Here is a 13,641-nt window from a genome sequence, read left to right on the forward strand (position 1 = left end):
TCCCTCATTGACGCGCAAAACAATATAATATGAGATTTGGCCTCAACTCTAGCAAGAAAGCATCTAGCTTATCGCATTTGATCCGCCATCAATAACTATTTCTTCCCCGTTAATGTAGCTAGACTCATCAGACGCTAAAAACAGCACCAAGTTGGAAACTTCTATTGGTTCCGCGCCACGTTTTAAAGGTGTTCCTTCTCTTAATGCTTTTAAGTCATTTGCGACACTCTCGTATTGCTCTGCAGCAGCTTTAACCATCTGTGTTTCAATCACACCTGGATGAACGGAATTTGCTCTAATGTTGAACTCTCCTAATTCAGCAGCAGCTACTTTGGTCATACCTCGAACAGCGAACTTCGTCCCAGTATAGGCAAGTCCACCTTTTTGACCAACAATCCCAGCTAAAGAAGAAATATTTACAATTGATCCAGCATCTGATTTTTTCATTGATGGAATCGCATATTTCATACCATAGTACACAGATTTTTGATTTATACCGTATACTTTTTCATAATCTTCTTCAGTAAATTCATCAATTGGGACCATCGCACCACTAATACCTGCATTATTTACGAGCACATTTACAGGGCCAAATTTTTCCTCAGTTTTTTTAACTACTTCTTCCCACTGACTAGCGTTGGCAACATCGTGCTCTAAGAACAAAGCGTTTTCTCCCAATTCTTCTTCTATCTTCTTTCCTAAATCTACCTGGATATCTGTAAAAACTACTTTTGCACCTTCTTTTACAAACAGTCGCGTATGAGATTCACCCATACCACTCGCACCGCCTGTAATAATTGCAACTTTACCATCAAGTCGTGCCATGTATAATTCCTCCTTATAATTTTAAAATCTTTTCGGCAAGTAACATGCCATCTACTCTTATTGTATTAATAGAAAACGCTTTCTTCAAACTTTATGATTATACAGTATGGCGTATAATAGTAATTCTTTCTTAGAAGGATAAAACAACACATAAATCTTTTTTTATTTCCCACAACTTCCTATTTGAAATCATCAAACGATTTTTATATACTACTTATTAGTACCAACTACTAAGACCAAGCACACAATTTTAAATGTGAGTATATAACAAAGCAATCATTTTCAAATATTACTAACAGGAGGCAAATATGGGTAAATATAAAAAGAGTACGAGGCAAGCTTTGCTTGTTGATAAGCTATCGACAAACCCGTTTATGACGGATGATCAACTTGCCCAGTATTTTGATGTGAGTATTCAGACGATACGGCTTGATCGTCTTGCACTTAATATTCCTGAGCTTCGCGAACGCATCAAGTCCGTTGCAAAGGAAGAAAAAAATAAAATTCGCAGTTTATCCCTACAAGAAGTGACTGGGGATATCACCGAGGTAGAGATGAACAAACGTGCAACGAGTGTGTTTGAAGTGGAAGAATCCCATACGTTTTTAAAGTATAATGTCGCACGCGGACAGTATTTGTTCGCTCAAGCCAATTCACTTTGTGTTGCGGTTATTGACCAGCCGGTTGTTCTGACGAAATCAGCGAAGATTAACTTTGTCCATCAAGTGAAGGTTCAAGACAAAGTTGTATCGAATGCGACGGTGCAATCGATGACATCAAAAATCGCGATTATAGATGTCGTTTCAAAAGTCGGTGATATTGTCGTATTCGACGGACTATTTGAGATGTATTTTAAAAAAGAGGATGATTGAGATGGTAAAAATAGCAATTGATTTAAATGGTGGTGACAATGCACCACAGTCTGTCATCGATGGTGTGAAACTTGCACTTGATGAGCATGATGATATTGAAATCGAGTTATATGGGACAAAGGGGTCTTATAACGAAAATCTAGACAGAGTCACATTTACCGAAGTTGCAGAGAAGATTGAATCGACGGACGATCCAGTTCGTGCAGTCAGACGTAAAAAGGATAGCGGTATGGTTCAAGCGTGTGTGGCTGTTAAAGAAGGTCGTGCAGATGCTTGTTTTTCAGCAGGTAATACGGGTGCGCTCATGAGTGCTGGTTTGTTTAATGTCGGACGCATTAAAGGAATTGATCGTCCCGCAATTGCATCGATGATTCCAAGCACGGACGGTAAAGGTATGCTGCTTTTAGATATGGGTGCGAATGTGGATAACAGAGCGAATCATCTATATCAGTTCGCAGTGATGGCAGATATTTATATGGAAGACATTTTGGATCGTAAGAACCCAAAAATTGGTCTTGTGAATATCGGTAGTGAAGATAATAAGGGTAGTGAACTGACGAAAGCAACGCATAAGTTGTTGAAAGAAAGTCATTTAAACTTCCAAGGTAACTTTGAAACACGCGATATTTTAAGCGGTGTTGTCGACGTTGCAGTAACCGACGGTTTTACTGGAAATATTATCCTTAAAACGATTGAAGGTACTGCGATGGGCATGATGGGTGAGATTAAAAAAGCATTGACAAGTTCTTTTAAGAATAAAGTCGGTGCGGTGCTCGTTAAGTCGGGATTACAAAACATTAAAGACTTACTTGATTATCGTCAGTACGGTGGCGCGCCACTTTTAGGTTTGAATGGACACGTGTTAAAAGCGCACGGTTCGAGTGATGCAGTTGCTATTGCTTCAGCAGTGAGACAAGCGAAACGTATGGCAATGAGTGATTCAATCGAAAAAATTTCTAACAAGGTAGGTTCTATCGATGAGTAAAGTCATTATGTTCCCGGGTCAAGGTTCTCAGTATCCAGGTATGGCACGAGATTTATATGAACAAAACGATAAAGCACGCGAAGTGCTTGATCAGATTTTTAATGCTGTTGATTTTGATTTAAAATCAATTATGTTTGAAGAAAATGAGCAATTGAACCAGACAGAATATACGCAACCCGCATTATTTGCACACGCGCTTGCAGCACATGCAGCGCTCGGTGTTGAAGCGGATTATTATATCGGTCACTCACTCGGTGAGTTGCCAGCACTTGTTGCTGCTGGTGTTTTATCGCTTGAAGATGGGCTGAAGGTTGTTGTGAAACGCGGTGAGTTGATGAGCCAAGCGAGTGAGGGTGGTATGGCTGCTGTCATCGGCATGGATATTGAAACGCTAACGAACCTTTGTGCTGAGTTTTCTACAGACGATAAACGAATCGCACCAGCGAATTTAAACGCACCGGATCAAGTGGTGATCTCTGGTGATTTAGAGTTGATTGAGCGCTTTAAAGAAGAAGGTAAGACACATGGCGCACGCCGTGTAATGCCACTCAATGTGTCGGGTGCGTTTCACTCACACTTAATGGCACCCGCTAAAGAAAAGTTTGCTGAGTTTTTAGATGATGTTGAATTCAATCATGCGACAACACCTGTCGTGCAAAATTTCAGTGCAAAAGACGAAGAGAGAATTTTGATTATTAAACAAAATTTAATCGAGCAACTTGTCTCTCCAGTCAGATTTGTTGAAAGTATCGAACACTTGAAAAAGCTCGGTGCGACAGAGTTTATTGAAGTTGGTCCGAAAAAAGTGTTGAGTGGTTTAATCAGAAAAATCGATCGTGATTTAGTGACGAAAAACGTAGATACATTAAGTGATTTGGAGGGGGTTGTTCATGAGTAAAGTTGCATTAGTTACTGGTGCATCGCGCGGAATTGGTGCGAGCATAGCACAAGCGCTAGGGAAAGATGGTTATCATGTTATCGTGAACTATTCAGGTTCACAAGATAAAGCCGAAGCCGTTGCTGCATCAATTAAAGAAGCTGGCGGCAGTGCTGAAGTTTATCAGTGTCATGTGCAAGATTTTGAAGCAGTGAAAGAAATGATTAAGCATATCACATCGACACATGATTCACTAGATCTTGTCGTTAACAATGCAGGTGTGACAAAAGATGGCTTGTTAATGCGCATGAAACCTGAAGATTTCGATAAGGTGATTGACATTAACTTAAAAGGTGCATTTAATGTCATTCAAAATGTGTCGCGTCCAATGTTGCGTCAAAAGCATGGTCGCATCATTAACATTTCTAGTATTGTCGGCAGTATCGGTAATGCGGGTCAAGCAAACTATGTTGCATCTAAAGCGGGAATCGATGGATTGACGCGTTCAGTGGCACGTGAACTGGCACCAAAAGGTGTGACAGTAAATGCAATTGCACCAGGTTTCATCGAAAGTGACATGACAGATGTGTTAAGCGATGAGATTAAAGATGCCATGCTGCAGCAAATTCCACTCGGACATTTCGGTGAAGTGAATGACATTTCAGAAGCTGTGAAGTATTTAGCTTCTGACAGTGCAAAATTCATCACTGGACAAACACTTCATGTCAACGGTGGTATGTACATGGGGTAGTGGAATATGTTAATATTAAAAGGAGGTGAAGTGTAATGGCAAACATTGATAAAGTAAAAGCAATCATCGTTGATAAATTAGGCATTGACGAAGATAAAGTAACAACAGACGCATCGTTCAAAGATGATTTAGGTGCAGACTCATTAGACATTGCGGAATTAGTTATGGAACTTGAAGACGAGTTCGATATGGAGATTCCAGATGAAGAGGCTGAGAAAATCGTTACAGTTGGAGATGCACTTGATTACATCGAAAAGCTTGAAAAAGCATAAAAACTAGAGTAAATCCACTTGTTGCAAGTGGATTTCTTTTTCTTTAAGGTGAGATAATTATGGAACGATTGAAAACGACAATTCGTGAACATCGTGTTGCGAATCAAAAACTATCACAGTTTTGGCAAGGATTCGATGTACTTGCAGAACAAATTCATTTAAAACCGAAAAACAAGTGGCTCTACGCACAAAGTTTTATGCACAGTTCATATATCAATGATTTGAGCTTAGATCGTATATATAACAATGAGCGGTTGGAGTTTCTCGGTGATGCTGTACTAGAATTGAATGTCTCAGATTACTTGTATCAACGCTACGTTGAATTGCCGGAAGGAGAATTAACAAAGCTCCGTGCAAATATAGTATGTGAACCTTCACTTGTAGTATTCAGTGAACATTTGAATATGTCCCGATTAATCATGTTGGGTAAAGGCGAGGAGAAAACTGGTGGTCGGGAGCGTCCATCGATTATATCCGATGCCTTTGAAGCATTTATCGGCGCGATGTATCTCGATCTTGGTAATGATGCAGTCATACAATTTTTAAAAGAGTATGTCTATATTCATTTAACAGATAAAAATTATACACAGCAAAAGGATTTCAAAACTGAATTGCAAGAACGCATTCATCAACTTAAACGCGGTCAAGTGACATATGAAATGCTAGATGAGTCAGGTCCGAGCCACAACAAAACGTTCACCTCAGGTGTTTACGTCGGAGAGCAATTAATTGCCAGTGGCACTGGTTCGTCTAAAAAAGTGGCAGAGCAACATGCTGCAGAAGCGGCACTTGAGATTATTACAAATTAGGTGAAGATAAATGGTTTATTTAAAAACAATTGAATCACATGGATTTAAATCTTTTGCCGATAAAGTAACGATTCAATTTGATCGTGGGGTGACAGGTGTTGTTGGACCAAATGGTAGTGGTAAGAGTAACATTACGGACGCAATCAGATGGGTGCTCGGTGAGCAATCAGCAAAAACGATACGTGGGACGACGATGCAAGACGTCATCTTTAGTGGGACTGATACGAGAAAACCGCTGAATTCAGCATATGTAAAATTAATTTTAAGCAATGAATCACGTGACTTAAAAGTGGACAAGGACGAAGTTCATATTTTAAGGAAACTCTATCGAAGTGGTGAGAGTGAGTATTATTTAAATAATGAGAAATGCAGATTAAAAGAGATTGCTGAACTGTTCATGGACTCGGGTCTCGGGAAAAATGCGTATAACATCATCTCTCAAGGTGAAGTGGATCAAGTATTAAAAGCAAAGCCAGAAGATCGCCGTCATTTAATTGAAGAGGCGGCCGGTGTGATGAAATACAAATCCCGCAAAAAAGAATCAGAGAAAAAGCTTGATGATACGATTGAAAATTTATCTCGTGTGAATGACATTATTAAGGAATTGTCTTCCCGTGTTGAACAACTGTCTCATGAGAGTGCTGTTGCAAAAGAATACAAAGCATTGTATGACGAAATGAAAGAGAGCGATATTGCAGTAACGGTATTCGATGTTGAATCGATTAATCAAAAGGTAAAAGACATTCAAGCAGAAATTGAATCAAGTGAATCTGAAGTTTCACGTACACAAGATAAAATCCTACAACACAATACAGAGATGCAACGACTCGAAGAAAATGAAATGCGTTTAAGTGAAGATCGTCGTGATGCACAGCAAGCATTGCTACAAGCGACACGACAATCTGAACAGTTGAGCGGTAATATCAGGCTGTATAAAGAACGAAAAGAAAATCAGTCAAAAGCTGCATCAGAGCTGCATGACGACAAAGAAAAACTAGTAAATAATATCAATAAATCTAAAGAAACGATTGCGTCGCTTGAAGACGAAATTAAAGCGTTAAAACAATCGATACAAGTGGACAGAAAAGAAAAGAAAAATTTAGGAAACACACTCGAATCGTACTTAGAAGATGATGCGTCTGAGACAGAGTCTTTGAGAGATGAATTCTTTGAACTGTCTGTTAAAAAGACGACTGCTGAAAATAAAGAAAAATCACGCATTGAAGCGTTAGAGCGCAGAGACTCGTTTATGAGTGCCCAGCGTGAAAAATTGAATCATGAAGAGCGAGAATTTGAATCGATTATAGATAATATTCAATCACTTGAAGAAGTGCTTGAAAAAGAATCTTCAACAATCGAAGCACTGAGTAATCAATTAATACAATCTGAAAAAGAACAAGAAGAAAAGAACTTAGCAATGACAGAAGCGAAAGATAAGGTCGAAGCTGCTGTGAGCTACATGGCGAAGCAACGTGACAGACTAGAAATGCTTGAGAACATTGCTGATTCATACCAAGGATTTTATCCGGGTGTGCGTGCTGTCTTATCTAAAAAAGATCAATTAAACGGTGTCACAGGTGCTGTGAGTGAATTATTTAGCGTAGCGAAACAGTATGTAACGGCACTGGATACAGCACTCGGTGCATCGGCGCAAAACATCGTTATGGATAGTGAAGAAGATGCGAAACAGGCAATACAATACTTGCGCAATGCAAGACAAGGATTTGCAACGTTTCTACCACTGAATACGATTAAGCCGCGCTTTTTATCTCAAGACATTGAACGCGCGTTAGGCACTGCGCCGGTACAGTTTCATCGGTTAATTGATATCGTTACTTTCGACGATAAAAACCGAGCGGTTGCAGAACACTTGCTAGCGAATACGCTCGTGACAGAGACGATTGAAGATGCGACAAAGCTCGCTCGAGCACTTAAATATCGTGTGAAAATCGTCACGACGAATGGTGATACGCTCATGCCTGGTGGTGCGATGAGTGGTGGATCTAAAGCGAAGGGGACATCTGTACTCGAAACGAAAAACGAGATTGAAACGATTCAGAACAACTTAAAGCGTTACGAAGCGGAAACGGAAGCATTTAAAGCGGATTATCAAAAGAAAGAAGAAGATTACGCGACTACAACAGAGAAGAACAATGAATTAGAATCAAAGCTTTCAGAAGCACGTATGAACCATGATGAAAATCGTCAATCATTGATGGCGAAAACAATGCGTAGAGATACACTTCAGGATTCAATAGAATCGTTAAAAGGCACGGTTCAACCGATTGAAGAAGATAATGAGGCAAGTGAAGATATCGATGAAATTGAACGCCAATTAGAAGCGATACGTTCACGTCTTTCTATGCTGAATGCTTCGGATGAAGAGAAGCGTCAAACGATTGAGAAGATGAACGAACAAATTCGTACGCTCGAGCGAAATGTTGATTCGACGACAATTCATTTAAATCATAAAGAAGAAGATTTGAGTGAGGCACTGGAATTACTGGAAGATCATCAAGTTCGTTTAGAACGCATCGACATTCAAATCGAAGCGCTGAGTCAGGACTTATCATCGATTGACATCGATGCTTTAAAGGCTGAGCAGCATTCACAAGATAAAGCGATTGAAACACTTGAACTTGAACTCAGTGATATCGATGTTGCACTCTCTGATATTAAGCGTCAGTTAAAGTCGTATGAACAGAGTAAAGAGGAAGCATCTCAAAAGATAGATGCACTCAATCAAAAGTTAAGAAGTAATACAGGTCAATTTGAAAAGTTAAATACGCAGCTTGAGACGAAATTGTCTTACTTAGAATCTGAGTACAAAACAACGTATGAGAAAGAAAAAGAAACGTTTGAAGTACCTACGGATATCGATGAGAAACGCAAGCGCATCCGTCTGCATAAACAGGCAATTGAAGAACTCGGTCCTGTTAATTTAAATGCCATTGAAGAATTTGAAACGGTTAATACACGGTACGAGTTTTTACGTGAACAAGAGAGTGACTTGCTCGAAGCACACAGCACGCTGACAGCGATTATTAAAGATATGGATGAAGAAGTATCGCGACGATTTAAAGAAGTATACGACGAAGTAAACATGCACTTTAAAGAAGTGTTTACAGAAATGTTCGGTGGTGGACGCGCAGAGTTACGTTTAACTGAGCCTGAGAATTATCTAGAGTCAGGTATTGAAATACTTGCAGAACCACCGGGTAAACGTCTGAGTTCATTGTCATTATTGTCAGGTGGAGAACGTGCATTGACGACAATCAGCTTGCTATTTAGTATATTAAAAGTACGCGTCAGTCCTTTTATCATTTTGGATGAGGTTGAAGCGGCGCTCGATGAAGCAAATGTCATCCGCTATGCACGATACTTAAAAGAACTGTCAAAAGACTCACAATTTATTGTGATTACACACAGAAAAGGTACAATGGAGTATAGCGATAGATTATTTGGTTTAACGATGGCAGAGCGTGGTGTAACGACGACGATTAGCGTGGATTTAAACAATTATGAAGAAGTGATCGGAGAGTAATCAGATGAGTTTTTTAAATCGATTAAAAAAGCGTTTTAGTTCAAATAAATCTGAGCAAGAACTCGAAAAATCGGGAGAAGACCAACAGGAAAAATTAGATGATGGTTTACTCAGTCTCGAAGAATTCGAGGAATGGGAACAAGAACAGATTGGTTATAAGTTTAAACAAGGTTTAGAAAAATCACGCGAGAGATTCCAGACGGAAATCAATGCTTTGATGGCACAGTACCGTACGGTCGATGAAGATTTCTTCGAAGCTTTGGAAGAAATTTTAATCGGTGCCGATGTTGGATTTAATACGGTGATGGAACTGACGGATGAATTACGCCGTGAAGCTCAGTTAAAAAACATTACAGAAACGACTGAATTAAGAGAAACAATCATTGAAAAAATGGTTGAAATCTATAACCGCAATGATGCATTAGATGATGAGATGAATATGCAGGACGATGGATTAACGGTTATTTTAGTCGTTGGTGTAAATGGTGTCGGTAAGACGACAAGTATCGGTAAACTGGCACATCGCTATGTCTCAGAAGGTAAATCTGTCATGCTTGCTGCTGGTGACACGTTCCGTGCAGGTGCAATTAATCAGCTTCAAATTTGGGGAGATCGTGTCGGTGCTGAAGTGATTAGGCAAGGTGAAGGAAGCGATCCAGCTGCAGTGATCTTTGATGCAGTTAATGCAGCGAAAAAACGCGGTGTTGACGTGTTGCTATGTGATACGGCAGGGCGTCTTCAAAATAAAGGAAACCTCATGAATGAGCTCTCTAAAATTAACAAGGTCATCTCACGTGTTATTCCTGATGCACCACATGAAACGTTGTTGACACTCGATGCGACGACGGGACAGAATGCATTGTCACAAGCGAAATCATTTAAAGAAGTGACGAATGTCAGTGGGATTATTCTGTCGAAACTCGATGGTACTGCTAAAGGTGGTATCGTGCTCGCAATTAAAAATGAGCTTGGTATTCCTGTGAAGTTTGTTGGACTCGGTGAAAAGATGGATGACCTTCAAGAATTCCATGCAGAAAACTATGTATATGGTCTATTTGCTGATATGGTTGACGCGGCAGAAGAAGAGGCTGAAACAGATTAAGGAGAGAGCATATGCGTGATGAACTCGAACGCACGATGCGCATGAATTATCTGTATGATTTTTATCATGAATTATTAACAGATAAACAACGCAATTATATAAAACTCTATTATTTAGAAGATTACGCACTGAGTGAAATTGCTGAAACGCTTGATGTAACACGTCAAGCCGTCTATGATAATTTAAAGCGCTCAAGGGACTCGCTCGAACATTACGAAGAGAACTTGGGTATGTATGAAGCTTTTGAAGCACGTACAGAAATTATCGAGCAGTTAAAATCAAAAGTGCATGACGAAGAAGTATTAAAACTGATTGAACAGTTAGAGAAACTCGACTAGGAGGAAATGTAAATGGCATTTGAAGGTTTAGGTGAACGCCTCCAAGCGACGATGGATCGCATCAAAGGTAAAGGTAAGGTCACTGAAGCAGATATTAAAGTGATGATGCGAGAAGTGCGCTTAGCATTGCTTGAAGCAGACGTTAACTTTAAAGTCGTAAAGTCATTTGTAAACGACGTTAAAGAACGTGCACTCGGTCAAGATGTCATGACATCGTTAACACCGGGGCAACAGGTTATTAAAATTGTTAGAGATGAATTGACTGCATTGATGGGTGGAGAAAACTCGCGTATCAATCTATCAAATAAACCACCGACAGTCATCATGATGGTCGGTTTACAAGGTGCGGGTAAAACGACGACGAGTGGTAAGCTTGCACTGCATTTAAGAAAAAAGCATAACAAGAAGCCATTGCTAGTTGCCGGGGACATTTATCGTCCTGCGGCGATTGATCAGCTTCAAACAGTCGGCAAACAAATCGATATTCCAGTATTTGATATGGGTGACAAAGTGTCGCCACAGGAGATCGTAACGAACGCATTGCAACATGCACGAGATGAGCATTTGGATACGGTTATCATCGATACAGCGGGTCGTTTACATATCGATGAAACACTGATGAATGAGTTAAAAGAAGTTAAGGGAATTGCAAAACCAGATGAAATCATGCTCGTTGTCGATGCGATGACTGGGCAAGATGCGGTGAACGTTGCAGAAAGCTTTAACGACTTGCTCGATATTACGGGTGTGACATTAACGAAGCTTGATGGGGATACACGTGGTGGTGCTGCACTATCAATTAGAAGTGTGACTGAAAAACCGATTAAGTTTGCCGGTATGAGTGAGAAGGTGGATGGACTTGAGCCGTTCCACCCTGATCGTATGGCACAGAGAATTTTAGGTATGGGTGATGTTTTATCTATAATCGAAAAAGCTCAGGAAAATGTTGTACTTGAAGACCAAAAAGCATTACAGAAGAAAATTAAAGATCAATCATTTACATTAGAAGATTTCTTAAGCCAGATGGATCAAGTAAAGACGCTCGGGCCACTTGATGAACTGATCAAAATGATGCCTGGTGCGAACAAAATCAAAGGTTTAGATAAGATGAAGATGAGTGGTAAAGAAATCGACCACGTCCAAGCAATCATCCGTTCCATGACGATGGAAGAGCGTGAGAATCCTGAAAAATTAAATGCCAGTCGCAAGAAAAGAATTGCTGCTGGTAGTGGACGCTCATTACAAGAAATCAATCGACTGTTAAAACAGTTTACTGAAATGAAGAAGATGATGAAGCAGATGACAGGCGGAAAAGGGAAGAAGAAAAATCCATTCGGTGGTATGGGATTACCATTTTAAAAATAATTGAACTTTGTAAAGGTAAAAGACTTTACAGAGTTCTTTTTCTTTGCTATAGTATTAAAAGTGAAAAAGATTAGAGAGGAGTTTTTATAAATGGCAGTTAAAATGAGATTAACACGTATGGGTTCTAAACGTAATCCGTTCTACCGTATCGTAGTTGCTGATTCAAGAAGTCCACGTGATGGTCGTATTATCGAACAAGTGGGTACTTACAATCCTGTTTCTAAGGAAGAAGAGAACGTTAAACTTGATGAAGAAAAGGTATTCGATTGGCTGAAAAAAGGCGCGAAGCCAAGTGATACAGTACGTAACATTCTTAGCAAACGTGGCATTATGGAAAAATACCATAATGACAAATACAGCAAATAGTTATGAAAGAATTATTACAAACAATTCTTGAACCGATGCTGGATTATCCAGATGCGCTTGACATCGACGTTCATGAAACAAAGCATCATACGACGCTTAAAGTAAATGTACATGAAGATGATATGGGACGTGTAATTGGTAAACGTGGTCGTGTAATTAAAGCAGTTCGCACAGTAATGTCGAATGCAAATCTCACGAACATCAAGAAAGTGTTTGTTGAATTAGATTAAGGCATACCGTTTTCGGTGTGTCTTTTTTCGATAGCACAAGGAGTTGAATGCGCATGACAATAGTCATTGGTAAAGTTGTGAATTTCCACGGTGTAAAAGGTGAAGTGAAAATTCATAGCAGCTCAGATTTTATAGAAGATAGACTCGAAGTCGGAAACAAAATCTCGATAGATGAAACAGAATATACGATTAAATCGTATCGTCAGCATAAAGGCATACACTTGGTAACATTTGATGGTGTTTCAAACTTAAATCAGGTGGAGCATTTAAAAGGTCATGATGTGTATCAAGAAGGCGATGCGATTGAAATGGCACTTGAAGAAGGTGAATATCATTTCAAAGATATCATCGGACTGCGTGTATTTACGATGGATGATCGAGAAATCGGTATGATAAGTGATATATTACAAACCGGTGCAAAAGATGTTTGGGTCATCACTGGAGATAAGGAATATATGATTCCGTACGTCGATGAATTTGTGAAAGATATTGATTTAGAAGCTGGAACAGTTCGCATATCACCAATCGAAGGGATGATCGAATGAACATCCACTTCTTAACGCTGTTTCCAGAGATGTACACAGGTGTACTGGGCAGTTCAATCTTGGCTAGAGCGAAAGAAAAAGAAATTGTGGACTACAACCTAATTAATTTTAGAGATTACTCAGGCAACAAACACAATAAGGTGGATGATTACCCTTATGGTGGTGGTGCAGGTATGGTATTAAAACCAGAGCCAATCTTTAATGCGATGGATGCACTAGAATTAAGTGACGATGCACGCGTTATATTGCTCTGTCCACAAGGTGCCCCTTTCAATCAGAAGAAGGCAGAAGAACTGAGTAAAGAACAAGAAATTGTCTTTATCTGTGGTCATTATGAAGGTTATGATGAGCGCATTAGAACACTTGTGACCGATGAAATTTCTATTGGGGATTACGTTCTAACAGGTGGAGAAGTCGCGAGCATGGCAATGACTGACGCAATTGTCCGTTTAATTCCTGGTGTTTTGAGCCGTGAAGAAAGTCATATCGAGGATTCATTTTCAACAGGTATGCTCGAGCATCCACATTATACACGCCCGAGAGAATTCCGTGGAATGAAAGTGCCAGAAGTGTTGTTAAATGGTAATCATAAAGACATCGACGCATGGCGTTTAGAGGAGTCACTTAAGCGCACGAAAGAACGTCGTCCAGATTTATTAGAATAAAGTAAAATAATCGTTATAGACTGGTTGTTTTATGCGTGGTATTATGCTATTATATTTAAATGTGTGAATACACAAATCACAATCATCCGCTGCTG

Annotated in this window: 15 protein-coding genes; 14 read left to right on the top strand and 1 reads right to left on the bottom strand. The window is 39.6% G+C overall.

From position 1 onward, the window contains the following. Positions 1–63: 63 nt before the first annotated feature. On the bottom strand, positions 64–825 hold the full coding sequence (locus tag BMW30_RS00760; protein WP_091472862.1) for an SDR family NAD(P)-dependent oxidoreductase: 762 nt from the start codon (positions 823–825) through the stop codon (positions 64–66). Between the two features lie 308 nt (positions 826–1,133). On the opposite strand from BMW30_RS00760, the gene fapR reads away from it, so the two are divergent. From fapR to trmD, 14 genes are all read left to right on the top strand, one after another. After that, positions 1,134–1,697, top strand: coding sequence for a transcription factor FapR (gene fapR / locus BMW30_RS00765; RefSeq protein ID WP_091472865.1), 564 nt, complete (start codon positions 1,134–1,136; stop codon positions 1,695–1,697). A gap of 1 nt (position 1,698) precedes the next feature. Continuing rightward, on the top strand, positions 1,699–2,682 hold the full coding sequence (gene plsX / locus BMW30_RS00770; protein WP_091472868.1) for a phosphate acyltransferase PlsX: 984 nt from the start codon (positions 1,699–1,701) through the stop codon (positions 2,680–2,682). Then, on the top strand, positions 2,675–3,580 hold the full coding sequence (gene fabD, locus BMW30_RS00775; protein WP_091472873.1) for an ACP S-malonyltransferase: 906 nt from the start codon (positions 2,675–2,677) through the stop codon (positions 3,578–3,580). Before plsX ends, fabD begins: the two co-directional genes overlap by 8 nt. Continuing rightward, positions 3,573–4,310 carry a 3-oxoacyl-[acyl-carrier-protein] reductase gene (gene fabG / locus BMW30_RS00780; RefSeq protein WP_091472876.1) on the top strand — a complete coding sequence of 246 codons (738 nt, stop codon included), beginning with the start codon at positions 3,573–3,575 and terminating at the stop codon, positions 4,308–4,310. Before fabD ends, fabG begins: the two co-directional genes overlap by 8 nt. Positions 4,311–4,345: 35 nt before the next feature. Beyond that, positions 4,346–4,582 (top strand): acyl carrier protein, encoded by a 237-nt coding sequence (locus tag BMW30_RS00785; RefSeq protein ID WP_091472879.1) that lies wholly within the window; start codon positions 4,346–4,348, stop codon positions 4,580–4,582. A 59-nt stretch (positions 4,583–4,641) separates the two neighbouring features. Then, positions 4,642–5,391 (top strand): ribonuclease III, encoded by a 750-nt coding sequence (rnc, locus tag BMW30_RS00790; protein WP_091472882.1) that lies wholly within the window; start codon positions 4,642–4,644, stop codon positions 5,389–5,391. Positions 5,392–5,401: 10 nt separating this feature from the next. Beyond that, complete coding sequence (gene smc, locus BMW30_RS00795) at positions 5,402–8,935, top strand: chromosome segregation protein SMC (RefSeq protein WP_091472884.1); 3,534 nt, start codon at positions 5,402–5,404, stop codon at positions 8,933–8,935. Positions 8,936–8,939: 4 nt separating this feature from the next. Beyond that, the gene (ftsY, locus tag BMW30_RS00800; RefSeq protein ID WP_091472886.1) at positions 8,940–10,037 is read left to right on the top strand and encodes a signal recognition particle-docking protein FtsY; all 1,098 of its coding nucleotides are present in this window, start codon (positions 8,940–8,942) and stop codon (positions 10,035–10,037) included. A gap of 11 nt (positions 10,038–10,048) precedes the next feature. After that, positions 10,049–10,375, top strand: a complete 327-nt coding sequence (locus BMW30_RS00805) for a putative DNA-binding protein (protein ID WP_091472889.1) — start codon at positions 10,049–10,051, stop codon at positions 10,373–10,375. Between the two features lie 12 nt (positions 10,376–10,387). Then, positions 10,388–11,734, top strand: a complete 1,347-nt coding sequence (ffh, locus tag BMW30_RS00810) for a signal recognition particle protein (RefSeq protein WP_091472890.1) — start codon at positions 10,388–10,390, stop codon at positions 11,732–11,734. Positions 11,735–11,830: 96 nt separating this feature from the next. Then, on the top strand, positions 11,831–12,106 hold the full coding sequence (gene rpsP, locus BMW30_RS00815; RefSeq protein WP_091472893.1) for a 30S ribosomal protein S16: 276 nt from the start codon (positions 11,831–11,833) through the stop codon (positions 12,104–12,106). A 2-nt stretch (positions 12,107–12,108) separates the two neighbouring features. After that, on the top strand, positions 12,109–12,336 hold the full coding sequence (locus tag BMW30_RS00820; RefSeq protein WP_091472895.1) for a KH domain-containing protein: 228 nt from the start codon (positions 12,109–12,111) through the stop codon (positions 12,334–12,336). Between the two features lie 53 nt (positions 12,337–12,389). Then, positions 12,390–12,881: a ribosome maturation factor RimM gene (rimM, locus tag BMW30_RS00825; RefSeq protein ID WP_091472899.1), complete on the top strand. Its 492-nt coding sequence runs from the start codon at positions 12,390–12,392 to the stop codon at positions 12,879–12,881. Then, positions 12,878–13,546 carry a tRNA (guanosine(37)-N1)-methyltransferase TrmD gene (gene trmD / locus BMW30_RS00830; RefSeq protein ID WP_091472902.1) on the top strand — a complete coding sequence of 223 codons (669 nt, stop codon included), beginning with the start codon at positions 12,878–12,880 and terminating at the stop codon, positions 13,544–13,546. The genes rimM and trmD overlap by 4 nt, the downstream gene beginning before the upstream one ends. The last annotated feature ends 95 nt before the right edge of the window (positions 13,547–13,641 follow it).

Origin of the sequence: Aliicoccus persicus (assembly GCF_900110815.1) — a bacterium.
Taxonomy (GTDB): domain Bacteria; phylum Bacillota; class Bacilli; order Staphylococcales; family Salinicoccaceae; genus Aliicoccus; species Aliicoccus persicus.

Excerpts from the sequence above, each read along its gene's own strand:
- BMW30_RS00785 (WP_091472879.1), top strand. The coding sequence starts at position 4,346 with ATGGCAAACATTGATAAAGTAAAAGCAATCATCGTTGATAAATTAGGC.
- BMW30_RS00820 (WP_091472895.1), top strand. The coding sequence starts at position 12,109 with ATGAAAGAATTATTACAAACAATTCTTGAACCGATGCTGGATTATCCA.
- BMW30_RS00805 (WP_091472889.1), top strand. The coding sequence starts at position 10,049 with ATGCGTGATGAACTCGAACGCACGATGCGCATGAATTATCTGTATGAT.
- ffh (WP_091472890.1), top strand. The coding sequence starts at position 10,388 with ATGGCATTTGAAGGTTTAGGTGAACGCCTCCAAGCGACGATGGATCGC.
- fabG (WP_091472876.1), top strand. The coding sequence starts at position 3,573 with ATGAGTAAAGTTGCATTAGTTACTGGTGCATCGCGCGGAATTGGTGCG.
- smc (WP_091472884.1), top strand. The coding sequence starts at position 5,402 with ATGGTTTATTTAAAAACAATTGAATCACATGGATTTAAATCTTTTGCC.
- trmD (WP_091472902.1), top strand. The coding sequence starts at position 12,878 with ATGAACATCCACTTCTTAACGCTGTTTCCAGAGATGTACACAGGTGTA.
- fabD (WP_091472873.1), top strand. The coding sequence starts at position 2,675 with ATGAGTAAAGTCATTATGTTCCCGGGTCAAGGTTCTCAGTATCCAGGT.
- rnc (WP_091472882.1), top strand. The coding sequence starts at position 4,642 with ATGGAACGATTGAAAACGACAATTCGTGAACATCGTGTTGCGAATCAA.
- fapR (WP_091472865.1), top strand. The coding sequence starts at position 1,134 with ATGGGTAAATATAAAAAGAGTACGAGGCAAGCTTTGCTTGTTGATAAG.
- rpsP (WP_091472893.1), top strand. The coding sequence starts at position 11,831 with ATGGCAGTTAAAATGAGATTAACACGTATGGGTTCTAAACGTAATCCG.
- plsX (WP_091472868.1), top strand. The coding sequence starts at position 1,699 with ATGGTAAAAATAGCAATTGATTTAAATGGTGGTGACAATGCACCACAG.
- BMW30_RS00760 (WP_091472862.1), bottom strand. The coding sequence starts at position 825 with ATGGCACGACTTGATGGTAAAGTTGCAATTATTACAGGCGGTGCGAGT.
- ftsY (WP_091472886.1), top strand. The coding sequence starts at position 8,940 with ATGAGTTTTTTAAATCGATTAAAAAAGCGTTTTAGTTCAAATAAATCT.
- rimM (WP_091472899.1), top strand. The coding sequence starts at position 12,390 with ATGACAATAGTCATTGGTAAAGTTGTGAATTTCCACGGTGTAAAAGGT.